The sequence below is a fragment of the Tardiphaga sp. genome (assembly GCF_041424195.1).
In the GTDB taxonomy this organism is placed as follows: domain Bacteria; phylum Pseudomonadota; class Alphaproteobacteria; order Rhizobiales; family Xanthobacteraceae; genus Tardiphaga.
The window spans coordinates 1-24,734 of the sequence record NZ_JBGMOE010000073.1; the positions used below are offsets into that span (position 1 = coordinate 1).

General features: G+C 62.7%; 24 protein-coding genes and 1 pseudogene. 17 read left to right on the plus strand and 8 right to left on the minus strand.

Going from position 1 to position 24,734, the window contains the following annotated elements; genetic code table 11:
• Positions 1-110: neutral zinc metallopeptidase (locus ACEK02_RS11390; protein ID WP_371421900.1), on the plus strand; the 110-nt coding region annotated here is incomplete at its 5' end.
• A gap of 5 nt (positions 111-115) precedes the next feature.
• The gene (gene moaB / locus ACEK02_RS11395; RefSeq protein ID WP_371421817.1) at positions 116-676 is read left to right on the plus strand and encodes a molybdenum cofactor biosynthesis protein B; all 561 of its coding nucleotides are present in this window, start codon (positions 116-118) and stop codon (positions 674-676) included.
• An 82-nt stretch (positions 677-758) separates the two neighbouring features.
• Here the strand turns inward: moaB and ACEK02_RS11400 are convergent.
• Positions 759-1,238 (minus strand): annotated as a pseudogene (locus tag ACEK02_RS11400) (GNAT family N-acetyltransferase); the annotation flags it as partial.
• Positions 1,239-1,249: 11 nt separating this feature from the next.
• Positions 1,250-1,819, minus strand: a complete 570-nt coding sequence (locus ACEK02_RS11405; RefSeq protein ID WP_371421818.1) for a glycosyl transferase — start codon at positions 1,817-1,819, stop codon at positions 1,250-1,252.
• A gap of 200 nt (positions 1,820-2,019) precedes the next feature.
• Here ACEK02_RS11405 and ACEK02_RS11410 point away from each other — a divergent pair, with 200 nt between their 5' ends.
• From ACEK02_RS11410 to ACEK02_RS11425, 4 genes are all read left to right on the plus strand, one after another.
• Positions 2,020-3,183 carry a PA0069 family radical SAM protein gene (locus ACEK02_RS11410; protein ID WP_371421819.1) on the plus strand — a complete coding sequence of 388 codons (1,164 nt, stop codon included), beginning with the start codon at positions 2,020-2,022 and terminating at the stop codon, positions 3,181-3,183.
• Positions 3,184-3,294: 111 nt separating this feature from the next.
• Entirely contained in the window at positions 3,295-3,753 is a 459-nt protein-coding gene (locus tag ACEK02_RS11415) for a VOC family protein (RefSeq protein WP_371421820.1), read from the plus strand.
• 75 nt (positions 3,754-3,828) lie between these two features.
• Positions 3,829-4,554 (plus strand): ribonuclease HII, encoded by a 726-nt coding sequence (locus ACEK02_RS11420; protein ID WP_371421821.1) that lies wholly within the window; start codon positions 3,829-3,831, stop codon positions 4,552-4,554.
• 82 nt (positions 4,555-4,636) lie between these two features.
• Positions 4,637-6,145, plus strand: coding sequence for a glycosyltransferase family 39 protein (locus tag ACEK02_RS11425; RefSeq protein ID WP_371421822.1), 1,509 nt, complete (start codon positions 4,637-4,639; stop codon positions 6,143-6,145).
• A 107-nt stretch (positions 6,146-6,252) separates the two neighbouring features.
• On the opposite strand, the gene ACEK02_RS11430 is transcribed toward ACEK02_RS11425, so the two are convergent.
• Positions 6,253-7,080, minus strand: a complete 828-nt coding sequence (locus ACEK02_RS11430) for a uracil-DNA glycosylase family protein (protein WP_371421823.1) — start codon at positions 7,078-7,080, stop codon at positions 6,253-6,255.
• Between the two features lie 155 nt (positions 7,081-7,235).
• Here ACEK02_RS11430 and ACEK02_RS11435 point away from each other — a divergent pair, with 155 nt between their 5' ends.
• The 3 genes from ACEK02_RS11435 to ACEK02_RS11445 all read left to right on the plus strand — a co-directional run bounded on the left by ACEK02_RS11435 (position 7,236) and on the right by ACEK02_RS11445 (position 11,923).
• Positions 7,236-8,894: an electron transfer flavoprotein-ubiquinone oxidoreductase gene (locus ACEK02_RS11435; RefSeq protein WP_371421824.1), complete on the plus strand. Its 1,659-nt coding sequence runs from the start codon at positions 7,236-7,238 to the stop codon at positions 8,892-8,894.
• A 313-nt stretch (positions 8,895-9,207) separates the two neighbouring features.
• Positions 9,208-10,995 (plus strand): tetratricopeptide repeat protein, encoded by a 1,788-nt coding sequence (locus ACEK02_RS11440; protein ID WP_371421825.1) that lies wholly within the window; start codon positions 9,208-9,210, stop codon positions 10,993-10,995.
• A 40-nt stretch (positions 10,996-11,035) separates the two neighbouring features.
• Positions 11,036-11,923, plus strand: a complete 888-nt coding sequence (locus ACEK02_RS11445; RefSeq protein ID WP_371421826.1) for a 4-(cytidine 5'-diphospho)-2-C-methyl-D-erythritol kinase — start codon at positions 11,036-11,038, stop codon at positions 11,921-11,923.
• 176 nt (positions 11,924-12,099) lie between these two features.
• On the opposite strand, the gene ACEK02_RS11450 is transcribed toward ACEK02_RS11445, so the two are convergent.
• Positions 12,100-12,879, minus strand: a complete 780-nt coding sequence (locus tag ACEK02_RS11450; RefSeq protein ID WP_371421827.1) for an SDR family oxidoreductase — start codon at positions 12,877-12,879, stop codon at positions 12,100-12,102.
• A 146-nt stretch (positions 12,880-13,025) separates the two neighbouring features.
• On the opposite strand from ACEK02_RS11450, the gene ACEK02_RS11455 reads away from it, so the two are divergent.
• Complete coding sequence (locus ACEK02_RS11455) at positions 13,026-14,102, plus strand: tartrate dehydrogenase (RefSeq protein ID WP_371421828.1); 1,077 nt, start codon at positions 13,026-13,028, stop codon at positions 14,100-14,102.
• 72 nt (positions 14,103-14,174) lie between these two features.
• Here ACEK02_RS11455 and ACEK02_RS11460 read toward each other — a convergent pair whose 3' ends face one another.
• The 3 genes from ACEK02_RS11460 to ACEK02_RS11470 are packed head-to-tail and all read right to left on the minus strand — an operon-like array spanning position 14,175 to position 17,319.
• Entirely contained in the window at positions 14,175-15,083 is a 909-nt protein-coding gene (locus ACEK02_RS11460) for an NAD(P)-dependent oxidoreductase (protein ID WP_371421829.1), read from the minus strand.
• 15 nt (positions 15,084-15,098) lie between these two features.
• Entirely contained in the window at positions 15,099-16,346 is a 1,248-nt protein-coding gene (locus tag ACEK02_RS11465) for a Zn-dependent hydrolase (protein ID WP_371421830.1), read from the minus strand.
• Between the two features lie 40 nt (positions 16,347-16,386).
• Positions 16,387-17,319 (minus strand): LysR family transcriptional regulator, encoded by a 933-nt coding sequence (locus ACEK02_RS11470; RefSeq protein WP_371421831.1) that lies wholly within the window; start codon positions 17,317-17,319, stop codon positions 16,387-16,389.
• A gap of 119 nt (positions 17,320-17,438) precedes the next feature.
• Here ACEK02_RS11470 and ACEK02_RS11475 point away from each other — a divergent pair, with 119 nt between their 5' ends.
• The 6 genes from ACEK02_RS11475 (at position 17,439) to ACEK02_RS11500 (ending at position 22,983) form a co-directional block, all read left to right on the plus strand.
• Positions 17,439-18,257, plus strand: coding sequence for a putative hydro-lyase (locus tag ACEK02_RS11475; protein ID WP_371421832.1), 819 nt, complete (start codon positions 17,439-17,441; stop codon positions 18,255-18,257).
• An 81-nt stretch (positions 18,258-18,338) separates the two neighbouring features.
• The gene (locus ACEK02_RS11480) at positions 18,339-19,589 is read left to right on the plus strand and encodes an ABC transporter substrate-binding protein (protein WP_371421833.1); all 1,251 of its coding nucleotides are present in this window, start codon (positions 18,339-18,341) and stop codon (positions 19,587-19,589) included.
• Between the two features lie 158 nt (positions 19,590-19,747).
• On the plus strand, positions 19,748-20,581 hold the full coding sequence (locus ACEK02_RS11485) for a branched-chain amino acid ABC transporter permease (RefSeq protein WP_371421901.1): 834 nt from the start codon (positions 19,748-19,750) through the stop codon (positions 20,579-20,581).
• Positions 20,581-21,564 carry a branched-chain amino acid ABC transporter permease gene (locus ACEK02_RS11490; RefSeq protein ID WP_371421834.1) on the plus strand — a complete coding sequence of 328 codons (984 nt, stop codon included), beginning with the start codon at positions 20,581-20,583 and terminating at the stop codon, positions 21,562-21,564. The genes ACEK02_RS11485 and ACEK02_RS11490 overlap by 1 nt, the downstream gene beginning before the upstream one ends.
• Positions 21,561-22,295, plus strand: coding sequence for an ABC transporter ATP-binding protein (locus ACEK02_RS11495; RefSeq protein WP_371421835.1), 735 nt, complete (start codon positions 21,561-21,563; stop codon positions 22,293-22,295). The genes ACEK02_RS11490 and ACEK02_RS11495 overlap by 4 nt, the downstream gene beginning before the upstream one ends.
• Entirely contained in the window at positions 22,279-22,983 is a 705-nt protein-coding gene (locus tag ACEK02_RS11500) for an ABC transporter ATP-binding protein (protein WP_371421836.1), read from the plus strand. The genes ACEK02_RS11495 and ACEK02_RS11500 overlap by 17 nt, the downstream gene beginning before the upstream one ends.
• Before the next feature lie 12 nt (positions 22,984-22,995).
• Here ACEK02_RS11500 and ACEK02_RS11505 read toward each other — a convergent pair whose 3' ends face one another.
• Positions 22,996-23,658, minus strand: coding sequence for an aldolase (locus ACEK02_RS11505; RefSeq protein ID WP_371421837.1), 663 nt, complete (start codon positions 23,656-23,658; stop codon positions 22,996-22,998).
• A gap of 131 nt (positions 23,659-23,789) precedes the next feature.
• On the opposite strand from ACEK02_RS11505, the gene ltnD reads away from it, so the two are divergent.
• The gene (gene ltnD / locus ACEK02_RS11510; protein WP_371421838.1) at positions 23,790-24,722 is read left to right on the plus strand and encodes an L-threonate dehydrogenase; all 933 of its coding nucleotides are present in this window, start codon (positions 23,790-23,792) and stop codon (positions 24,720-24,722) included.
• Positions 24,723-24,734 lie beyond the last annotated feature (12 nt).

Sequence of the window (24,734 nt, forward strand, 5' to 3'; positions counted from 1 at the left end):
CGGATTCGTTCACCCACGGCTCGGCCGAACAGCGCAAGCGCTGGTTCATGACCGGCTATCAGCAGGGCACCGTGCAGGCCTGCAATACATTTGCAACAGATCGGCTGTAGCGACGATGGAGCCGGATACGACCAAGGCCTTTGTGCCGCTCAACATTGCGGTACTGACCATCTCCGATACGCGCTCGCTCGAGGACGACAAGTCCGGCGCGACGTTGGCCGATCGGCTGACATCGGCCGGTCACACGCTGGCGAAGCGTGAGATCGTCACGGACGATGTCGAGGCGATCCGGACGATCGTGCGCGCATGGATTGCCGATCCCGGCGTGGACGCCATCATCACGACCGGCGGCACGGGATTCACCGGCCGCGACGTCACGCCGGAAGCCATCGAGCCTCTGTTCGAGAAGCGCATGGATGGCTTCTCGATTGCATTTCACATGCTGAGCCACGCCAAGATCGGCACCTCGACGATCCAGAGCCGGGCTACGGCAGGCACGGCAGGTGCGACGTTCATCTTCTGCCTGCCGGGCTCGCCCGGCGCCTGCCGCGACGGCTGGGACGGCATTCTCGCGGCGCAACTGGATTACCGCACGCGGCCGTGCAATTTCGTCGAGATCATGCCGCGGCTGGACGAGCATCTGCGACGCCCGAAAGCGAAGGGTGCGTCGGCCTGATGTGTAGGATGGGTAGAGCGTCTTCGCGAAACCCATCGCCTGCGGCACTTGATTGATGGGTTTCGCTTCGGCGCGCTGCGCTCTACCCATCCTGCAAGTCGAGGTCCCAGGTCTCGCCGATCAGATCCTGCCCGAAACTGCGATGCGGCTCGGTGGCGACCAACGCGAAGCCGGCATCCTGATAGATTTTTCGCGCGGCGCCGAGATTGCTCTGGGTCCACAGGGTGATCCTGCGATAACCGCATTGCCGCGCAAAGGCGATGGCTTCCGTCACCATGCGCAGGCCGAGCTTTTGTCCGCGCGCCTTGGGATCGATCAGCAAGAGCCGAAACTTGGCGACGTCGTCGGATGCCTTCACGAGAAACAGCGAGCCGACGGGCGCGCCATCCTTCTCGGCGATCCAGCATCGCTCCCACGCAGGATCGCATGATGCGACGAATTCTGCGGCGATGTCAGCCACCAGCGCTTTGAAGGACGCGTCGAATCCGTATTCACTCGCATAGAGTTCGCCGTGGCTGCGGATGACCCAGTCGATATCGCCGGGCTGGAGATCGCGTAACACCGCTGCCATGGTCAGGCGACGATGATCCGACTGCGCAGCAGGGTGCGTGACGACCGCCCGAGTTGACGCAGCAGCCGGGCCTCGGAGCGCCGGGCATCGGGGGCGTAGCCGCCAAGCCGGTCGTAATGGTCGCGTGCGATCAAGAGTCCCTGATCGGCCTTGGGGCCAGTGATCACGCGGATCATGTGTTTCAGGCCATCGCCAAATCCGGGCTCATCATAGGGTGAGCGCGCATAGCGGAAAATGCCCGCGCGGGGGCGATTGCTGGTCGAGACGCGCTGGATGAATTGCTGGGTCTCCTCGATCCAGCCGGCATCGAGCACGGCACCCGCATGCAGGAACATCAGCCACGGCGAACGCGCCTGCTTGGCGCCGGCGGCCATTGCCGCAGCGCGCGAGCCCTGCGAGGTCAGGAAGCCGCAGCCAGCGACATCGGCGACGCGTTCGATGACATCGGTGCCGGCACGATCGACCAGCAGCACTTCGCGGATCACACCGGCAGCCGCGCCCGGCACCAGCGCTGCCAGTGTCGCAACAGCGGGCTGTTCGATGCCTTCGGTGGGGATAATCACGCTCAGCATGGATTTCGGGTTGATACCTCTAACAAGCACCCAACTGCGTTATCATTTCGTCATACTCTACGCAGCACTGTCAGCCGCGGCAATTTGGGGCAAGCCTAAGCGGTAGTCCAAAGGGCGGTCGGAGAATGCACAGTGCCTGCCCTGTGCGCCATCCCCATTTATGTTCTTGATTTGTTCCTTATCTGCGCTATCGTGGCTTCATGAGTCGCCAGATCGCTGCCCTCAAGCACCCGCCGGTCCCGGCGCCCTCCGATAAACCGGCGGGTGCGCTTTCCCCTTTTCCGGAGATCGCGGTGGCGATCGACAAGCAGCGGCGACGGGGTCGCGGCGCCCAGTCCAACGACAGCGGGCGTTACGAGGCCGAGGCCCGGGTCGCCTTCGACGATGGCTGGCAGAGCCTAGACGAGCTTCCGCCATTCAAGACCGTGGTTGCCACTGACACGGCGCGCAAGGTCATCACACGTAACGAGTCGCCGGATATCGGCTTCGACCGTTCGATCAATCCCTATCGCGGCTGCGAGCATGGTTGCGTCTATTGTTTCGCCCGGCCGACCCACGCCTATCTCGGCCTCTCGCCGGGGCTGGATTTCGAGTCGAAGCTGTTCGTGAAGCCCGATGCGCCGGCGCTGCTCGAGAAGGAGCTGGCGGCCGCCGAATACGAGCCGAAGATGATTGCGATCGGCACCAATACCGATCCGTATCAGCCGATCGAGCGCGAGCGTCAGGTGATGCGCGGCATTCTCGAAGTGCTGGAGAAGGCCGGTCATCCCGTCGGCATCGTCACCAAGTCGGCTTTGGTGACCCGCGATATCGATATTCTGGCGCGGATGGCGAAGCGCAATCTGGTCAAGGTGGCGCTGTCGGTGACGTCGCTCGATGCGAAACTCGCGCGCACCATGGAGCCACGCGCGTCGACGCCGTCGAAGCGGCTGGAAGCTTTGCGGCAGCTATCCGAGGCTGGCATTCCGACCACGGTGATGGTGGCGCCGGTGATCCCCGCACTGAATGACAGCGAGATCGAGCGCATTCTCGATGCCGCCGCTCATGCCGGCGTCAAGGAAGCCAGCTACGTGTTGCTGCGGCTGCCGATGGAAGTGCGCGACCTGTTTCGCGAGTGGCTGATCGCGAATTATCCGGACCGCTATCGGCATGTTTTCACGCTGATCCGCGAAATGCGCGGTGGCCGCGATTACGACTCGCAATGGGGCACCCGCATGAAGGGCACCGGACCGATGGCCTGGATGATTGGCCGCCGCTTCGAGATAGCCTGCACGAAGCTTGGTCTCAACAAGCGTCGTTCGAAATTGACCCTCGATCATTTCGAGAAGCCGGCCGGTGCCGGGAAGCAATTGAATCTGTTCTAACTCCGCAGGTCTCGCAGCATACGGAGTGGTGGAGAGGGGACGTTGGCAGGAAACCAGAGCCTGCCAGCGTCCCTCTTTTCGATCTATAGAGTGAGTCTAGGAGTGACGCGCATGACAACGAAGAAACCACCCGCGCCGATCGCGCGCATGACGGTGATCACGCTGGGCGTCGCGGATATGCGCAGGAGCATTGCCTTCTACGAAGCGCTGGGCTTTACGCGAAAGGCCCGTGCCTCTGGCGACGCCATCGCCTTTTTCGACACCGGCGCCAGCGTTCTCGCGTTGTTTCCGTGGGAGCAACTGGCGCAGGATGCGACATTGCCTGACCATCCCAGGCCGCAGGCGTTTCGCGGCAGTACGCTGGCGTGGAATTGTCGCTCGGAAGACGAGGTCGATGCGGTCCTCGCTTTCGCCGTCGATTGTGGCGGATCGCTGCTGAAGCCGGCGCGCAAGACCGACTACGGCGGCTATTCAGGCTACTTTGCCGATCCGGACGGACACGCCTGGGATGTAGTTGTGGCCCCAGGTATCGAGGTCGGCGACGACCGGCGGGTGCATCTGGACGATTGAAGGCCCGACCTGAATAGCGGGCATGATCCTGAGTTCCCGGTTGCACCCCGAGAGCTGCTTCAGCACGATCCCCCGATGATTCGGGATGAGAAGAAAGCGCCGGCCAAGCCGCGCAAGATAGCAGTAGCGCCGAGCTTCACGCGCGAGCGCGCGTTGCTCAAGAAAGGCATCTGGCCGGTGGCGGGCTGCGATGAGGCCGGCCGTGGTCCGCTGGCCGGCCCGGTGGTGGCGGCGGCGGTCATCCTCGACCCGAACAACATCCCCAGGGGACTCGATGATTCCAAGAAGCTGACAGAGAGCAAGCGCGAGGCGCTGTTCGAGGAAATCTGCGCCACCTCGTCATTTGCCGTTGCCTATGCGTCACCCGCCCGGATCGACCGCGACAATATCCTGCGGGCCTCGCTATGGGCGCTGGCCCGCGCAGTCGCGTCGCTGCCGGATGCGCCGAAGCATGTGTTCGTCGATGGCCGCGACAGGATCGATACGGTGGCCGATTGCGAGGCCGTCATTGGTGGCGACGCACTGGTCTTGTCCATCGCAGCAGCCTCGATCATCGCAAAAGTCTCGCGCGACCGGCTGATGTGCCGGCTTGCCGAGGATTGCCCGGGCTACGGTTTCGAGGTGCACAAGGGTTATGGCGTGCCGCAGCATATGGCCGCGCTGAATGAACTGGGGCCCAGCATTCATCACCGCAGCCTGTTCGCGCCCGTTGCTGCGGCGCGTGCGCGGCATCAGGCTGGCGCCCGTGCTGCAGGCCTGATCGAGGTCCATACTACCATCGATATCGAGATATCTGCCTGAGCCGACAGGCGGTTGCCTCTCCCGGCTCCGCGCCGTATCACCTGAGCACGCTTCATTCCCTGCTGGCCGGTTCAGACGTTCAATGCGTTTCACCTCCCTGATCGTCGAACTGATCCGCGCCCGGCCGCGGCTGGTGTTCTGGATCGTCGTGCTGTGTCAGGCGGCGATCTGGCTGTTTGTCCCCCTGCTGCTCTATCGCGGTCCGCCCGGCGATCTCGCCACTGTCTTGGCCTATGGCCGGGAATATCAGGTCGGCACCCATCTGGGTCCGCCGCTGGCGTTCTGGCTGGCGGACATCGCGTTCCGGGCCGCCGGCAATCACGTCTTCGGTGTCTATGTGCTGGCGCAAATCTGCGCCGTCCTCACCTTCCGTGCGGTCTATCAGCTGGGCAGGACTATCGTTGGCGGCCCGCAGGCCGTGATCGCCGTGCTGCTGACGATGACTGTTACGGCTTTCAGCACGCCCGGCATCGAGTTCAGCCCGCTGATTCTCGCGCGTCCGCTCTGGGCGATGTTCCTGCTGCATGCGTGGCTGGCGATCGGGCAGGGCCGACGCAATGCCTGGTTCGCGCTGTCCATCGAGGCAGGTCTGCTGTTGCTGACGACGCCCCATGCCATGTGGCTGCTGCCGCTGCCGCTCGTCTTCGGTCTGGCGACATCGCGCGGCCGGCGTAACCTGACGTCGTTCGACCCACTCTATGCGCTGCTGGTTATCGCGGTACTGACATTGCCATGGGCGATGTGGGTTATCCGGGCCGGTGCACCGGTCTTGCCAGCCCTTCCCCAACTGGATGATCTTGCCGGCAAAGCACGGCAGTGGGGCGTGCTGATGGCCTGGCTGCTCGCGTCAACGACCGGCGCAATCGTGCTCACGGCGATGAACTGGGGTCGTATCGTTCCGAAGAGCGAGGAAGCTCCGATCATCTTCCGCCCGCCGGTCGATCCGCTGGCGCGTGGCTATGTGTTTTTCTTTGCGCTCGCGCCGGGCCTGCTCGGCAGCTTGTTTGCGGCCCTCTACGGCCTCGATCGCGTGGTCGGCGGTGCCGGCATCGCTCTGGTCATGTCGGGTCTCGCCATCGTCGTGGCGTCGGGGGACCTGATTGCGTTGCGGCGGCAGCGGATCCTGCGCAAGGTTTGGGCCTTTGCGATTATCGCTCCGGCACTGGCAGCTTTCGCAAGCCTCGTGATTCTGCCTTGGGTCGATGGTCGCGAAGATGTCACAGCGCTTCCCGCACGCGAGATCGGGCGCTTCTTCGGTGAGAGTTTCGAGCGTCGCACCAATCGTCCACTGTCGGCGGTCGCGGGCGATGCGCAACTCGCCGCATTGATCGGCATGAGCGCGTCACGGCCGCATCTGCTGAATGATGCCGTGCCTTCGCGCACGCCATGGATCACGCCAGCGAAGTTCGCCGAGAGCGGCGGTGTCGTCGTGTGGCGCGCGGCGGATACGGTGGGCACACCGCCTGCCGAGATCGCGCAGCGCTTTCCCGATCTCGTGCCCGAAGTGCCGCGCGCCTTCGAGCGTCTGGTGAACGGCCGGCAACCCGTGTTGCGGATCGGCTGGGCGATCGTGCGGCCGAAGACCCTTTAGTCAGGTCCCCATGGTGAGGGGGCGCCTCTTGCGCCGTCTCGAACCATGAGTTGCTTGGCTTATCTCGCCTAAACCCACTGAGGTTTAGGCTGGGATGAGGACTGGGCCTATTTCCCCGACGGTGCTTCCAGCGCCTTGGCGATCGAGCGCAGATCCATCCAGGTCATGCGCTTGTAGGATGGCGAGCGTAGCAGATAAGCGGGGTGGAACGTCGCCAGCGCCTTGATCTTGCGTGTGCCGGTGTCGTAGTCGACCCAGCGTCCCCTGGACTTCATGATACCGTCGCGGGTCTGCAGCAGTGTCTGTGTCGACGGATTGCCGAGCGTGACGAGGATGTCCGGATTCACCAGTTCGATCTGGCGCCGGATGAACGGCAGGCAGATCTGCGTTTCCTGCGGCGTCGGTGTGCGGTTGCCCGGAGGCCGCCACGGAATGACATTGGCAATATAGACGTCGGTGCGCTTCAGCCCGATCGCCCCCATCATCAGATCGAGCAATTTGCCGGAGCGGCCGACGAAGGGCCGGCCTTCGATGTCCTCGTCGCGGCCCGGCGCCTCGCCGACAAACATGATCCGTGCCTGTGGATTACCGTCGGCAAACACCAGTTGGGTCGCGGTCGATTTCAGCGCGCAGCCGTCGAATGTCTCCAGCATGCCACGCAGTACCTCGAGCGAGGGTGCGGTGCGGGCGGCATCGCGGGCGGCAGCAATCGCCACGTCGGGGGCGACCTCGACGCGGGCAGGTGGGCGCGGCGGCGGAGGGGGCATGCCGGTCAGCGGCGGCCGCTTCGGCCCGGCATCGGACAGCTCCCGGGCAGGCACCGGCAGGTCGTCGGACAGCCGGTTCACCGGCTCGTCCATCAATGCGCAATCGACCCCGGCCTCCAGATAGAAGGCGAGCAGTTGCGCAACACGGGGCTGGGGCTCAGGCGTCATGGCCGGGGATCACAGGCATGCCACCAATCTAGGCCGGATCGCCGCCCAGCGAAACGGCCCCTGTGCATTTCGGTGGTTGTTCTTACCTCAAAAATGGGAAACAACACCCTTAGAAGCGTTCTGATCGGGTTGGAAACGGGTCTGAGATCAATATCATGAGCACTGAAGAACTACCGCCGCGTGAGTCCATGGAATTTGACGTCGTGATCGTCGGCGCGGGGCCATCGGGCCTGTCGGCTGCGATCCGGCTGAAACAGCTCAATGCGGACCTGTCCGTCGTGGTGGTCGAAAAGGGTTCCGAAGTCGGTGCGCATATCCTGTCCGGCGCGGTGATCGATCCCGTCAATCTCGACAAGCTGATCCCGGATTGGCGCGAGGATGCGGACTGCCCGCTGAAAACCCAGGTCAAGGATGACCAGTTCTATTTCATGACCAAGACCGGTGGCTTCAAGCTGCCGAACTTCCTGATGCCGCCGCTGATGAACAATCATCATTGCTACATCACCTCGCTCGGCATGGTCTGCCGCTGGCTCGGCGCCAAGGCTGAAGCGCTGGGCGTCGAAATCTATCCGGGCTTTGCGGCTGCCGAGACACTGTACGACGAGAACGGCGCGGTGCGTGGCATCGCCACCGGCGACATGGGCATCGGCCGCGACGGCAAGCCGAAGGATTCATTCACCCGCGGCATGGAACTCCTGGGCAAGTACACCCTGTTTGCCGAAGGCGCGCGTGGCTCGCTGACCAAGCAGATTATCGCCAAGTTCGCCCTCGACAAGGATTGCGAGCCCGGCAAGTTCGGCATCGGTATCAAGGAAGTCTGGCAGATCGATCCGGCCAAGCACCGGAAGGGCACGGTGAAGCACTCGTTCGGCTGGCCGCTCGATAATGACGTCGGCGGCGGCACGTTCCTGTATCACTATGACGATAACCTCGTCGCGGTCGGCTTCGTGCTGCATCTGAACTACGAAAATCCGTATCTTTATCCGTTCGAGGAATTCCAGCGCTTCAAGACCCATCCGCTGATCCGCGACACCTTCGAGGGTGGCAAGCGCCTGGCCTATGGTTCGCGTGCGATCACCGAGGGTGGTTACCAGTCGGTGCCGAAGCTGGTCTTCCCGGGCGGCGCGCTGATCGGCTGCGCCGCGGGTTTCGTCAACGTGCCGCGCATCAAGGGCGTGCATAACGCCATGGCCAGCGGCATGCAGGCCGCCGAACACGTCTCCGCCGCGCTGGCCGCAGGCCGCGCCAATGACGAGTTGATGGAATACGAGACCGGCTGGCGCTCGTCCTCGATCGGCAAGGATCTTTATCCGGTTCGCAACGCCAAGCCGCTGTGGTCCAAATTCGGGACCCTTCTGGGCAATGCGCTTGGTGGTTTCGACATGTGGTGCAACACGTTCGGCTTCTCGCTGTTCGGCACCCAGAAGCATGAGAAGCCGGACCGCAAGACGCTCAAGCCCGCCAAGCAGTATCAGCCGATCGTCTATCCGAAGCCGGACGGCAAGATCACCTTCGATCGCCTGTCCTCGGTGTTCCTGTCGAACACCAACCACGAGGAAGACCAGCCGATCCATCTCAAGGTTGCCGACATGGCGCTGCAGAAGTCGTCGGAGCATGACGTCTTCGCAGGGCCGTCGAATCGCTATTGCCCGGCAGGCGTCTATGAGTGGGTGGAAGAGGCGAGCGGCGTTCGATTCCAGATCAATGCGCAGAATTGCGTCCACTGCAAAACCTGCGACGTGAAGGATCCCAACGGCAACATCACCTGGGTTCCGCCGGAAGGTGGCGGCGGCCCGAACTACGAGGCGATGTAACTGGCGGTGTGCTGACTACGGCTGATTACGATTGTGTGAGCGGCCACGCCTGTCGGCGGGCCGCCACACCGGCCTGAGGTCACGATAACGCCACAGTGCGAGCGTTTTCAGGGATAGTGGCGCAATCCGGCGGCCCCAATTGCTGACAGGCTTCAAGGTGCCACTGGTGTGACCGGGCCCCCGATCCTTGCGATTGACCGCCAAACGCGGCATTGTTGGCGTGCGCGCTATTGCCGGGTCGGCTGCGCATCCGAGCCTGTCTCGCAGTCCCGCTCGATATCCTGCCCGTAAATCCTGGAGCTAGGCGAACCCTATGTTGTCCATTCGTTTCAATCGTTTGACGCTCGCTGCCGCCACGGTCGCCGTTCTCGCGATGCCCGGCCAGCTGCTGGCGCAAACCCCGGATCATGCCGGCGACAGCTCCGCTGCCCAGTTCCCCACCTCCCGCGATCTGAAGTCGCTCACCACCGCCGGCAGCTATCTCGCCGCCCGCCATGCCAGCGTCGAGCGCGATGCCACCTCAGCTGCGGCGTTTTACCGCTCCGCTCTGCGCACCGATCCGAAGAACAACGAACTGCTCGATCGCGCTTTCATCTCCTCGCTCGCCGATGGCGATATCGACGAGGCCGTGAAGCTCGCGGATCGCATCCTGACCATCGACAAGTCGAACCGCGTTGCCCGTCTCGTCGTGGGCGTGCGCGATCTCAAGCTGAAGAAATATTCGGCTGCGCAAACCAACATCAACCAGTCGGTGCGCGGCCCGATCACCGACCTCGTGGCGACGCTGCTGTCGGCCTGGGCCGGCTATGGCGCCGGTGACAGCAAGACGGCGATTGCCAATATCGACAAGCTGGCCGGTCCGGAATGGTATCCGATATTCAAGGATCTGCATGCCGGCCTGATCCTCGATCTTGCCAACAAGCAGAAGGACGCGGGCGCCCGGTTCGAGCGCGCCTACAAGCTCGACGATTCCGCGCTGCGCGTAGTCGATGCCTATGGCCGCTGGACATCGCGCAACAAGGACGATGCCGCCGCGCTGAATATCTACGAGACCTTCAACAAGAAGCTCGCCCGTCACCCGCTGGTGCTGGAAGGCATCCGCGAGACCAAGGCCGGCAAGAAGCTGGCGCCACTGGTGGACAGCCCGCAGGCCGGCGCTGCCGAAGCGCTCTATGGCATCGGTGCGTCGCTGACCCGCCGCGGCGGCGAGGATCTCGCGCTGGTCTATCTGCAACTCGCGCTTTTCCTCAAGCCGGATCACTCGCTGGCGCTGCTGTCGCTTGCCGACCTCTACGAGTCGGTGAAGAAGCCGCAGATGGCCATCAAGGTCTATGAGCGCGTGCCTGCCAATTCGGCGCTGAAGCGCAACGCCCAGATCCAGCAGGCCACCGATCTCGATGCGGCGGATCGTAGCGACGAAGGCATCAAGATTCTCAAGGGCGTCGTCGCCGACGATCCGAAGGATCTCGAAGCCATCATGGCGCTCGGCAATATCGAGCGTGGTCGCAAGAAGTTTGCTGACTGTAGCGAGACCTATACCAAGGGCATCGACGTCATCGCTGCGAACCAGGACAAGCCGAACTGGGTGTATTACTACTTCCGGGGAATCTGCCTGGAGCGGTCCAAACAGTGGGCCAAGGCTGAAGTCGATATGCGCAAGGCACTCGAATTGCAGCCCGAGCAGCCACATGTGCTGAACTATCTCGGTTATTCATGGATCGACCAGGGCATCAACCTCGACGACGCCATGAAGATGATCAAGCGTGCCGTCGATCAGCGTCCGGACGATGGCTACATCGTCGACTCCCTCGGCTGGGCCTATTACCGCATCGGCAATTACGACGATGCTGTGAAGCAGCTTGAACGTGCCATCGATCTCAAGCCGGAAGATCCGACCATCAACGACCATCTCGGCGATGCGTATTGGCGCGTCGGCCGCAAACTGGAAGCCAAGTTCCAGTGGCAGCACGCCAAGGATCTGAAGCCGGAAGCCGAAGAGATTCCGAAGATCGAAGCCAAGATGGAAAACGGTCTGTCGGACGAGCCATCGTCGTCGGCTGCGTCAAACGACAAGAAAAAAGAAGACGGCAAGGGCGGCTGATTCAATGGTTGGGGGCAAGTCTGCGAACGAGTCCGGCTCCATGCGCCCGGTTCTCGAAGAGGATGCGCGCGCCAAGGTCAATCTGACCCTGCGCGTCATCGGCCGTAGGGCTGACGGCTATCATGATCTCGAAAGCGTCGTGGCCTTTGCTGATTGTGCTGATCGCCTGACGCTGGATGTCGGCGGCGATCTGTCGCTGACCGCTACCGGTCCGCGCGCGCAGGAATGCGGTGATACTGCCGACAATCTCGTCATCAAGGCCGCTCGGCTGCTCGGCGAGCGTGTCGAGGGTCTCACATTCGGGCGTTTTGCGCTCGATAAGCACTTGCCGGTTGCCGCCGGCATTGGCGGCGGTTCGGCGGATGCTGCCGCAGCGCTCCGCCTCCTGGTCCGCGCCAACAATCTCGAAATGGACGATCCCCGCGTGCTCGAAGTGGCGCGCCTGACCGGCGCCGATGTGCCTGTTTGCGTGCAGTCGCAGGCCTGCGTGATGACGGGCGTAGGCGAAAACCTGCTGCCGCTCAGCCTGCCGCGTCTGCCTTGCGTGATGGTCAATCCGCGCGTGCCGGTGGCGACCAAGGATGTGTTCAAGGAGCTCGACCTGAAGAATGGCGAGCTGCGTGTAGGCGTCAAGGATGTGTTGAAGCGCGCCACCTGGCCGGATCAAGGCGGCTCACTCGATGCATGGATCGATGCGCTCAATGCCGGAACCAATGATCTTGAAGCGCCCGCACTGAAGGTCGAGCCTGTGATCAACACGGTGCTGTCGGCCTTGCGCGCTGCTGAAGGTGTGCGGTTGGCCCGCATGTCGGGTTCGGGCGCGACCTGCTTTGCGCTGTTCGACAACGATACCGACGCGCGGCGTGCGGCCGGCGCCATCCAGCTCGCTTACCCGCTGTGGTGGGTGCATGCCGGCGCGCTGAGCTAGCGCGCTTTTTCCCTCGCCCCGCTTGCGGGGAGAGGGTGGCGCGGACGAAGTCCGCGACGGGTGAGGGGGAGCCAGCCAGCGAGTGAAACACTGGCTGGCTCCCCCTCACCCGGATCACGCGCTGCCGTTCGTGCTCCGACCTCTCCCCGCAAGCGGGGCGAGGTTAAGAAAAGCGACTAGCTGCCCCATCCCGCGCTGTAGCCGCCGTCCACCGTATAGATCACGCCGGTCGTGTAGCCTGCACGATCGGACGCCAGGAATGTCATCAAGTCGGCGATCTCGCGCGGCTTCGCGGCGCGGCCGAGTGGCAGGCCCTGCTGCAATTCCCGGAACCGGTTCTCGTCACCGAACTGTGCCTTGGCGCGGGTCTTCATCAGCGTGATGTGGCGCTCGGTTTCCACGGGGCCCGGGTTGATGCCGACGACGCGGATATTGTCCTTCAGGCTCTTTCCGCCCAGCGCCCGCGTAAACGCCATCAGCGCCGCATTGCCGGCACTGCCGCAGATATAGCTGGCGTCGAACTTCTCGCCGGCCGCGCCGATGTCGTTGACGATCACCCCATGGCCGCGGGCCTTCATGTCGGCATAGACCAGTCGCGTGAGATTGATGAAGCCGAACACCTTGAGATCCCAGGCATGACGCCAGGTCGGCTCGTCGATCCTGTCGAGCGATCCGCCGGGAATATCACCGGCATTGTTCACGAGAATGTCGATATCGCTGGCGGCAGCCGCCAGTGCGGCGAGGTCGTCGGGCTTGCGGAGATCGACGCCATGCACGGCCACATCGATCTGGTGGCTGGATCGCAGCCGATCCGCCAGCGCCTGCATCTGCTCGACGTTACGTGCGGCGAGGCGGAGATCGCAGCCTTCCTCGGCGAAGGCTTCAGCGGCGGCTGCGCCGATGCCCTTGGATGCGCCGGTGATCAGGACGCGCTTGCCGCGCAGATGAAGATCCATGGAATGCCTCTGGATTGCAGGATGGAGTATCTGCGACAGAGTTAGGCTCCTGCGGCGAAACCGGTCAACATTGCAGTGCAGCGTTGATCGCAGGCCGGGATTGGTCCACATCTGGGCCTGAAATTACTGGCGAAGGAAACCTGCTCGTGAGCGCACAAAAAGAATATCGGATCGCAGTCATCCCCGGCGACGGCATCGGCAAGGAAGTGATGCCGGAAGGCCTGCGCGTTCTGGAAGCGGCGGCGAAGAAGCACCGCGTGAAGGTGCATTTCGATCATTACGACTTCTCGTCCTACGACTATTACGAGAAGCACGGCCAGATGATGCCGGACGACTGGAAGGCGCAGATCGGCAAGCACGATGCGATCTATTTTGGCGCCGTCGGCCTGCCGGCGAAGATTCCGGATCACATTTCGTTGTGGGGCTCGCTGATCAAGTTCCGGCGCGAGTTCGATCAATACGTCAACCTGCGTCCGGTGCGGCTGATGCCCGGCGTGCCCTGTCCGCTGGTCGGCCGCAAGCCCGGCGATATTGATTTCTGGGTGGTGCGCGAGAATACCGAGGGCGAGTATTCATCCGTCGGCGGCCGCATGTTCCCGGACACCGACCGTGAATTCGTCACCCAGCAGACGGTGATGACTCGCACCGGCGTCGATCGCATCCTGAAATTTGCGTTCGACCTCGCGCAGTCGCGGCCGAAGAAGCACCTGACCTCCGCGACCAAGTCCAACGGCATCGCGATCACGATGCCCTATTGGGACGAACGCGTGAAGGCGATGGGTCAAAACTACCCCGACGTGAAGTGGGACCAGTATCACATCGACATTCTCACCGCGAATTTCGTGATGCATCCGGACTGGTTCGACGTCGTGGTGGCGTCCAACCTGTTCGGCGATATCCTGTCCGATCTCGGTCCGGCCTGCACCGGCACCATCGGCATCGCGCCGTCGGGCAATATCAATCCGACCGGCGATTTCCCGTCGGTGTTCGAGCCGGTGCACGGTTCGGCGCCGGATATCGCCGGGCAGGGCATCGCTAACCCGATCGGCATGATCTGGTCGGGCGCGATGATGCTCGAGCATCTCGGCGAGAAGCAGGCTGCGGATTCCATCGTCAAGGCGATCGAGCGCACGCTCGGGGAACGCACGCTGCGCACACGCGATCTCGGCGGTCAGGCCGATACGGGCGCGTGCGGCAAGGCTGTCGCGGAGATGATCGAATAAGCTGTAGTCACTGATGTGCAAAAAAATGCCCGGCTTTGTGCCGGGCATTTTCATTTTGGGAGTTCGTAGCGCTTAACCTGCAATCCGCCGGCAATGCTTCCACGCCGCGGCGATCAGATTAATGCTGGCCTCCGGCGTCCGGAATGCGGAATGCGCCGACAGCGTCACGTTGGGGATCGTCGTCAGCACATGGGCTGCCGGCAGCGGCTCGATCTCGAAAACGTCGAGACCGGCATGGCGCAGATGGCCTGACCTCAGCGCATCGATCATCGCCGCTTCGTCGACCACCGCGCCGCGCGCGGTGTTGACGAGGATCGCGCCCTTCTTCATCTGCGCGATGCGTTCGCGCGTGATCATGCCGCGGGTTTCGTCGTTCAGCAGCAGATGGATCGAGACCACATCGCTCTTCGCCAACACCGTTTCCATGTCGGCGAATTCGACGCCGGGATAGCTCTTCGGCGATCTGTTCCACGCCAGCACCTTCATGCCCGAGCCGAGCGTGATGCGCGCGACTTCCGCAGCGATGCCGCCGAAGCCGATCAGGCCGATGGTCTTGCCGGTCAGTTCCATGCCTTCATCGCGCAGCCAGTTGCCGGCCCGCATTTCACGGTCCTGCTGGGCAAGGCCGCGCGCGGCCGCCCACATATGCGCGATGGCGCATTCGGCGACAGCGGTGTCGCCATAACCGCGGATCAAATGCACCTCGATCCCGAGTTCAGCGAGCTCTTCGATATGCATGTAGCTGCGCGCGCCGGTGCCGAGAAATACGATATGCTTCAGGCCGGTGCATTGCCTGGCCACATCGGTCGGCACATAGGTGTGATCGACGATGGCGATCTCGGCACCGTCCAGCACCTTCGGCAGGTCTGTGGACTTGATGTCCTCGTCGCGATTGATCTTGATCGCGATGTCGCCCGGCTGCGTGAGCCGCTCCAGGATATTTGCCAGTTCTTCGCTGGCATCGACGAATACGCCGCGCATTGTCATGTTCCCTGATTACTTCGACGAAACGCCGGCGAGCGCCAGCACCGTATGCATCAGGACATTGGCGCCGGCGGCGCAATCGTCCTGGGTGGAGCTTTCCAGCTCGTTGTGGCTGATGCCGTCCTTGCTCGGAATGAACACCATCGCCGTCGGCATGATGTTGTTGAGGTTGCAGGCATCGTGGCCGGCGCCGGATGTGATGCGGCGATGCGAGTAGCCCAGGGATTCCGCAGCGCTTTCGACGGCGTTGACGAAGTCCTTGTTGAAGTGCGTCGGCGGCTTGTGCCAGACCTTGTCGAAGGCGACCTCGACCTTGCGCTTCGCGGCGATGGTTGCGATCGCTTCGCGCACGCCCTTCTCGATGGCGTCGAGTTTGCCTTCATCGGCGCTGCGCAGATCCATGGTAAAACCAATCTCGCCAGGAATCACATTGCGCGAGGGATTGGCGATCACGGCCTCGCCGATGGTGCCGAGGGCGCCGACGTCGGTGACCACGCGCTCGGTGGCCAGCACGATCTCGGACAAGGTCGCCAGCGCATCCTTGCGCAGCGGCATCGGCGTCGAGCCGGCATGGCTTTCGAAGCCGGTGATCTTGCCGTCGAACCACAACACGCCCTGACCGGCTTCGACCACGCCGATGGTCTTGCTTTCGGCTTCGAGGATCGGTCCCTGTTCGATGTGCAATTCGACAAAGCCGGAGAACTTTTGTGTGCCGACGGGGACATCGCCGCGATAGCCAATCTCGTCGAGCGCTTCGCCAACGGTGACGCCCGCGATGTCCTTGCGCGATAGAATATCGTCGGTGGTGAAGTCGCCGACATAGGCGGCAGACGCCATCATCGCCGGCGCGAAGCGCGAGCCTTCTTCATTGGTCCAGTTGGCGATGCAGATCGGCGCGTCGGTCTCGATGCCGGCATCGTTCAGCGTGCGGACCACTTCGAGCGCGCCGAGCACGCCCAGAATGCCGTCGAACTTGCCGCCGGTCGGCTGGGTATCGAGATGCGAGCCGATGCCGATCGGCGCCTTCGACATGTCGCGGCCCTTGCGCAGCGCGAACATCGATCCGAGCGCATCGACATGCACCTCCAGGCCGGCGTCTTCGCAGGCCTTGCGAAACCAGTTGCGCACCAGCTTGTCTTCAGGCCCGAGCGTCAGGCGTCGCACGCCGCCTTTCGGTGTGCCGCCGAATTTCGCTGTCTCGTTGATCGTGTCCCAGAGCCGCGCGGAATTGATTTTGAGGTTGTCGCCAAGCTTGGTCATGCGGTCTGTCCCGAGAAGTTCGCGTTGAGGAGGCTTCTTTTCAATGACGCGGCGATGCCGCAACGTCAACCAAATGGCGGCCCTGCAAGGCGCTCTCTTGCGCCAGCTTCGCGGCAAGCCCGGCGACGAGTTCGATGGCGACCGTGTCCGGCGAACTGAGCCAGCTGGCCGCAAAAGTCAGCGGCTGCATCTGCAGGTTGGTGGTGAGGAGTTGCAGGCGTCCGTCGGCCAGTTCGTTCTGCACGATGGCGGTGGGGATCACGGCAATGCCGAGGCCTTCGATCGCCATATGGATGACCGTGGCGAGCGAGGCGCTGGCATGCAGGCGGATCGGCGGGAGTTCCGGCAGATTGAACAGCGAGCGCACGATCTCGTAAGGCTGCGTCTTGCGCGGGAAGGTGATGATGGGATGCTTGGCGAGATCGTGCACGGTCAGCGTCTTGCCGCTGAGGCCGAGTGCCGGGCTGGCGAGAAAGCCGACCTCATAGTCGCACAGCACCCTGTTCTGGGCGTTCGATGCCGCAACCGAGCCGATCAGGAATGCGAGTTCGATCTCCTGCGCCAGCAGCCGCGCGCGCAGGTTCGGCGTGATGTCGACCTCGATCTCAAGCGACAGGTTGGGATAGGCCTCGTTGACGCTCTTGATCAGCTTCGACAGCCAGGTGTGCACGATCGTTTCGGCGACGCCGAGCCGCAACACGCCGCGCATCGCGGAGCGATCGCCGACTGCCGCCATCATTTCCGAGCGGAGTCCGATCAGCTTCTCGGCATAGACCAGCATCTGGCGGCCTGACGGGGTGGGCGACGCTATGCGACGATCGCGCTGCAGAAGCCGCACCCCCATCTCATGTTCAAGTTGCGCGATACGTTGGGAGATCGCCGGCTGGGTGGTGTTGAGCTTCTGGGCGGCCCCGCGGAAGCTGCCGAGATTGACCACCCAGAGAAAGGTCTCCAGCGCCTTGAAGTCCGCCATGGATGCGATCCGGCTTTCGATAAGTAGAATTTATGCATGTTGATTAAAAACAACGATTAGACATTATACTAGCCCTGAGTTTCAGTGCGTGTCGAGGCAGAATTAGGCAGGGTGGTATGATGGCTATTTCTTCGGCACCGCAGCAAAGTGACAATCGATCGTCGGATTTGCCAAGCGCCGCGGCCCGCCGCGCTTACAGGGCCGGCAAATATGGCAGCACCGCCGGCGTCGCCCCCGGTTATGTCCAAGGTAACCTCGTTATCCTGCCAGAAGCCCAGGCCGCGGCCTTCCATCGCTTCTGCCAGCTCAATCCGAAGCCGTGTCCGATCATCGGTATGTCGGATGTGGGCAGTCCCAGTATTCCTGCGCTCGGTCTCGATCTCGATATCCGCACTGACATTCCTCAATATGTGGTCTGGAAGGACGGCGAGGCGATCGATCGCCCTTACGAGGTGACGAAATACTGGCGCGACGATCTCGTATCTTTCGTCATCGGATGTTCGTATTCGTTCGAAGAAGCGATGATGGCCGACGACCTGCCGATCCGCCACATCGAGCAGGACGTGCTGGTGCCGATGTATCGCACCAACATCGCCTGCAAATCCGCAGGCCCGTTCGCCGGGCCGATGGTGGTGTCGATGCGACCGCTGAAGCCGGCTGATGCGATCCGCGCCGTCCAGATCACCTCGCGTTTTCCCGCAGTGCATGGTGCGCCAGTCCATCTGGGTTTGCCGCAGTCGATCGGCATCAAGGATATCAACAAGCCTGATTACGGTGATGCCGTGCGTATCAACGACGACGAGATCCCGGTGTTCTGGGCTTGCGGCGTCACGCCTCAGGCTATCATTGCTGCAGCGCGTGTACCGTTCGCAATTACACATGCACCGGGCGTGATGCTCGTTACTGACCTCAAGAATAAGCATTTGGCTGTTTTATAAGAAGCAGCTTGCCGATCTTTCGGGCTTTACCGTAACCTTGATTAGTTTCATCGATAGCCGCCGGTCACAAAGGACAAAGACATGACGATTTCTCGCCGAAACGTATTGCTCGGAGGCGCCGCTTCTGCCGCGCTGTTGCCTCTTGCCAAGCCTGCGCGCGCGCAGGTCAAGGAAGTCGTGATCGGCGTGATCTATCCGCTGTCCGGCGCCAGCGCGCAGATCGGCGTCGATGCGCAGAAGGCCTTTGAAACTGCTGCCGACATCATCAACAAGGACTACGATTTCGCACTGCCGATGGCAAAGGGCGAAGGCTTTACCGGTCTCGGCGGGGCGAAGGTGCGTCTCGTTTTCGCCGACCATCAGGCCGATCCGCAGAAGGGCCGCGCCGAAGCCGAGCGCCTCATCACGCAGGAGAAAGTCTCGGCCATCGTCGGCACCTATCAGAGCGCCGTCGCGGTCACCGTCAGCCAGATCTGCGAACGCTACCAGATCCCGTTCCTGTCTGCCGACAACTCGTCGCCGAGCCTGCATCGCCGTGGTTTGAAGTATTACTTCCGCGCCGCGCCGCATGACGAGATGTTCTCGACTGCCATGTTCGACTTCTTCGATGCGCTGAAGAAGAAGGGCCAGAAGATCGAAACGCTGGCGCTGTTCCATGAAGACACCATCTTCGGCACCGACTCGGCCAATGCGCAGCTCAAGCTCGCTGCCGATCGCGGTTACAAGATCGTCGCCGACATCAAGTATCGCGCCAATTCGCCGTCGCTCACCGCCGAAGTGCAGCAGCTCAAGGCCGCCAATGCCGACGTGCTGATGCCGTCGAGCTACACCACCGATGGCATCCTGCTCATCAAGACCATGGGCGAACTCGGCTACAAGGCCAAGAACATCGTCGCCCAGGACGCAGGCTTCTCCGAGAAGGCACTGTATGACGCGGTCGGTGACAAGATTCCGGGCGTGATCTCGCGCGGCTCGTTCTCGCTCGATCTCGCCGTCAAGCGTCCGATGGTTGGCAAGATCAACGATATGTTCAAGGAAAAGTCCGGCAAGGACTTCAACGACTACTCGTCGCGCCAGTTCATGGGTCTGATCGTGATGGCTGACGCCATCAACCGCGCCAAGTCCACCGATGGCGAAAAGATCCGCGAAGCGCTGGTCGCCACCGACATGCCGGGTGAAAGCACGATCATGCCGTGGGCGAAAGTCAAGTTCGACGAGATGGGACAGAACAACAACGCCGATCCGGTACTGCTGCAATATAATGGCGGCAAGTTCGTCACCATCTTCCCGCCGCAGGCCGCGGTGGCGGATGCGATCTGGCCGATGCCGTAAGGCGGCCGCATACTCGGTGTCGTCCCCGCGAAAGCGGGGACCCATACATTCCGAAGAATGGGTCTGCGCATAGCCTCACCGCCGCGTTTTGCCGACTTGAGAAGGGGAAGCCTTTGACCGCCGCGACCATCATCCAGAGCCTTGCCAGCGGATTGCTGATGGGGCTGCTTTACGGCCTGCTCGCGGTCGGCCTCGCGCTGATCTTCGGGTTAATGGACGTCACCAACTTCGCCCATGGCGAATTCCTGATGCTGGCGATGTACCTCACCTTCTTTCTGTTCATGTTCTGGGCAGTCGACCCGCTGCTGTCGATTCCGATTGTCGCCGCAGGCATGTTCGTATTCGGCGCAGTCATCTATCTCGTCGTCATACGGTTTGCGATGCGGGCCAAGGCCAATATCGGCATGGTGCAGATTTTTGCGACCTTCGGTCTCGCGATCCTGATGCGCGGTCTCGCGCAGTTCTTTTTCACCCCGGATTATCGCAGCATCCCGGCCTCGTTCCTCGGCGGCAAGACGATCTCGATCTTCGGCGTGTTCCTGCCGGTCCCGCAGCTGGTCGGCGCGCTGATCTCGATCCTGGCCTTCGGCGCGCTCTACTTCTTCATGAAGAAGACCGACTTCGGCCGCGCGCTGGAAGCGACCCGCGAAGATGCCGGCGCGGTGGCGCTGGTCGGCATCGACAAGAACAAGGTGTTCGCGCTGGGCTGGGGCCTTGGCTCCGCGCTGATCGGTCTCGCCGGCGGCGTGATGGCGATCTTCTTCTATGTCTATCCCGATGTCGGAGCGTCCTTCGCATTGATTGCTTACGTGACCGTGGCGCTCGGCGGCTTCGGTAGCGTGTTCGGCGCGTTCGCGGGCGGCATCATCGTCGGTCTGGTCGAGGCGACCACGGCGATGATCCTGCCGCCGTCGCTCAAATCGGTCGGCATCTACGCCGTCTATCTTCTCGTTGTCTTTGTCCGGCCGCGCGGCCTGTTCGGATCGATCTGATGGACAGCTTCACCCAGCGTCGCCGCCGCGACCTCATCCTCGCCGCCGTGCTTGCGGCCATCGCCGCCTGCGTGCCGTTCTTCGTCAAGGACGTCTATGTCCAGAACATCATGGTGCTGACCTTGATGTATGCGGCACTGTCGCAGGCCTGGAATATCCTGGGCGGCTATTGCGGCCAGATATCGCTCGGCCATGCGCTGTATTTCGGCCTTGGCGCCTATACGACGGCATTGCTGTTCACCAAGTTCGGCGTGCTGCCCTGGTTCGGCATGCTCGGCGGTGGCGTTCTCTCTGCGCTGATCGCATTGGCGCTGGGCTATCCGACCTTCCGCCTGCGCGGCCACTACTTCGTCATCGCCACCATCGTGATTGCCGAAATCGGCTTCCTGCTGTTCCACAACTGGGATTATGCAGGCGCGGCGCTGGGCATCGACATTCCCGTGCGCGGCGATAGCTGGGCCAAGTTCCAGTTCACCCGTAGCAAGCTGCCGTTCTATTATTTCGCTTGGGTGTTCTGCTGTGTCGCCTGGCTGATCACCTGGTGGCTGGAAGACTCCAAATGGGGGTACTGGTGGCGCGCGGTGAAGGACAATCCCGATGCCGCTGAAAGCCTCGGCGTCGTGGTGTTCAATTCCAAGATGGGCGCGGCGGCCGTCTCGGCCTTCCTCACCGCAATCGGCGGCGCGTTCTATGCGCAGTTCGTCTCCTATATCGATCCTGAAAGCGTCATGACCTTCCAGTTCTCGTTGCTGATGGCGCTGCCGGCGGTGCTCGGCGGTATCGGCACGCTGTGGGGACCCGTGCTTGGCGCGGTCATCCTGATCCCGATGACCGAACTGACGCGCTCCTTCATCGGCGGCTCCGGCCGCGGCGTCGATCTCATTCTGTACGGTGCGGTGATCGTGGTGATCTCGTTGGCACGGCCGGATGGTCTGCTCGGCCTGTTCTCGCGGCGCCCGGCCCCGAAGGGAGTGCCGCAATGAGTGCGCCTCTGCTTGAAACCCGTGGTGTCTGGCAGCGCTTCGGCGGCCTGATCGCCAATAGCGATGTTTCGATCTCGGTCGGCGCCGGCGAGATCGTCGGCCTGATCGGCCCGAACGGCGCCGGCAAGTCGACGCTGTTCAACCTGATCGCCGGTGTCCTGCCGCCGACCCAGGGCACGATCTGGTTCGACGGCAAGGACGTCACGCGGCTCCCGGCAGCCGAGCGCTGCGCGCTCGGCATCGCGCGCACGTTCCAGGTGGTGAAGAGCTTCGAGACCATGACTGTTATCGACAACGTCATCGTCGGCGCACTGATCCGCAACGACAAGATGCGCGATGCCCGCCGCAAGGCGCATGAGGTGCTTGAGTTCTGTGGCCTCGCGCCGCGAGCCGACAAGCTCGCCCGCGATCTCATTCCGTCGGAGAAACGCCGCCTCGAAGTCGCGCGTGCGCTGGCCACCGAGCCCAAGCTCCTGATGCTTGACGAGTGTCTCACTGGCCTCACGCCGCTGGAGGCTCAGTCCGGGGTGGCGTTGGTGCGCAAGGTCCGCGACACCGGCGTTACCGTGCTGATGGTCGAACATGTCATGGAAATCGTGATGCCGCTGGTCGACCGCGCCATCGTGCTCAATCTCGGCAAGAAGCTTGTCGAGGGCAAACCCACCGATGTCGTGCGGCATCCGGAAGTCATCAGCGCTTATCTCGGGGATCGTCATGCTGTCGGTGCGTGAAGCCACCACCGCCTATCAGGGGCTGGTCGCCATTTCGGACGTCACCATCGATGTGGCCAAGGGCGAGATCGTCGCGGTCTGCGGCGCCAATGGCGCCGGCAAGTCGACGCTGATCAAGACCATCGCCGGCGCGGAACGTCCGCGTTCGGGCACCGTCACCTTCGACGGCGAACAGATCAACGGCATCGCGCAGCATCTCATCACCGCGCGCGGCATTGCTTATGTTCCGGAAAACCGCCGGCTGTTCCCGCGGCTGTCGGTGGAGGATAATCTCCGCCTCGGCAGCTACATGTATCGCGGTAAGGCCGACCGCGACCAACCGTTGAATCTGGTATTCGAACTGTTCCCGCGGCTGTCGGAGCGGCTCGAGCAGCGCGCCGAGACGCTGTCCGGCGGTGAGCAGCAGATGCTGGCCATCGGTCGCGCGTTGATGACCCGGCCGCGGCTGCTGATGCTCGATGAGCCCTCGCAGGGCATCATGCCGAAACTAGTCGACGAAATCTTCCAGGCTGTCGTCAAGATCCGCAACACCGGCATGACCGTGCTGATCGTCGAGCAGCGCATGGCCGAAGTGCTGGAAATCGCCGACCGCGCCTATATCCTGCAGACCGGCCGCGTCCAGATGCAGGGCAAGGCCTCGGAGATCGCGACCAATCCCGATGTGCGCAAGGCGTATCTGGGGCTGTAAGTCAGGACACGATTAATGATCGTGTCCATGCTCCGGCAGCGCCAGCCCGAATGTCGCCACCAGATCCTTCACCTGCGCGGGCGTAAGATGCCGTGGATTCAGCCCGCGCAGCAGCAGGTAGAGCTTCGCAGTCTCTTCCAGTTCCTCGATGGCATAGACCGCCGCTTCCAGCGTGTCTCCTGAGACAACTGGCCCGTGATTGGCCAGCAGAACCGATGAATATTTGCCGGCGAGGCCCTTGATGGCATCGGCGACCGCCGGGTCGCCCGGCCGATAATACGGCACCAGCGCGGTCGCGCCGCACTTCATCAGGTAATAGGGTGTCATCGGCGGCAGCGCGGCGCGCGGGTCGATCTCCGGCAGCATGGACACCGCCACCGAATGGGTTGAATGCAGATGCACCACGGCGCGGGCGGCGTTGCGGGTCTCATACAGCGCCGTATGCAGCGGAACCTCCTTGGTCGGCGCATCGCCGGAGATGAGGCGACCGTTGCTGTCGAGCCGCGACAGTCTGGCCGGATCGAGCGAGCCCAGTGACGCATTGGTCGGGCTCACCAGCCAGCCGCCGTCATCGCAGCGCACACTGATATTGCCGGATGAGCCCGGCGTCAGCCCGCGGTCGAACAGCGAGCGGCCGAGCCGGCAAATCTCTTCACGCAGCTTTGTGTCAGTCACCGGATGTCCTCGGTACTTTCTTGGCGTTATCTCGTGATGCTTTTCCCATGCTTTGGCATGATGGCCAAGCCGTGTTACCGAGAAGCAAGGCCGCCTCAAGCTGGCCATCGAGGACCCCAGGGAATTGCCGCATGTCACCTGCATCTGAAAAACCAAGTTCTGAGAGACCACGTGTCGCCGTTATCGGTTTGGGATCGATGGGCTACGGCATGGCCCTGTCGCTCAAGAAGGCCGGCTTCACGGTGACCGGTTGCGACGTCTCGGCGGATGCGGTGAAACGCTTCGTGGCTGACGGAGGGCAGGGCGCGGATACGCCGGCGGGTGCCGCGCAAGGCGCGGATATCGTCGTCAGCGTCGTCGTCAATGCCGCGCAGACGGCGACCATCCTGTTCGGGACGAATGGCGTTGCCGAAACCCTGCCGAAAGGCGCGGTATTCGTCTCGTCCGCCACCATGGATCCCGATGTCGCGCGCCGTCTCGCTGGGGATCTCGAAGCCACCGGCCGACATTATCTCGATGCGCCGATCTCCGGCGGAGCACAGCGCGCAGCGCAAGGTGAACTCACCATTCTCGCCTCCGGGAGCGAGGCCGCCTTTGCCGGAGCGCGGCCGGCGCTCGATGCGATGGCCGCCAAGCTCTACGAACTCGGTGATGCCGCCGGGCAGGGCGCCGCTTTCAAGATGATCAATCAGTTGCTGGCCGGTGTGCATATCGCCGCGGCCTCGGAGGCGATAGCCTTTGCGGCGAAGCAGGGTCTCGACATCCGTAAGGTCTATGAGGTGATCACCGCCTCCGCCGGCAATTCCTGGATGTTCGAGAACCGCATGCCGCATGTGCTCGACGGCGATTATACGCCGCGGAGCGCGGTCGATATTTTTGTCAAGGATCTCGGTATCATCCAGGATATGGCGCGTACGGCGAAATTTCCCGTGCCGGTCTCCGCGGCGGCGCTGCAGATGTTCCTGATGACATCGGCCTCCGGCATGGGCCGCGATGACGATGCGTCCGTGGCGCGGATGTATGCGAAGGTCACCGGCACCAAGCTGCCGGGCGAGCCGAACTAAAAACAAGAGGAC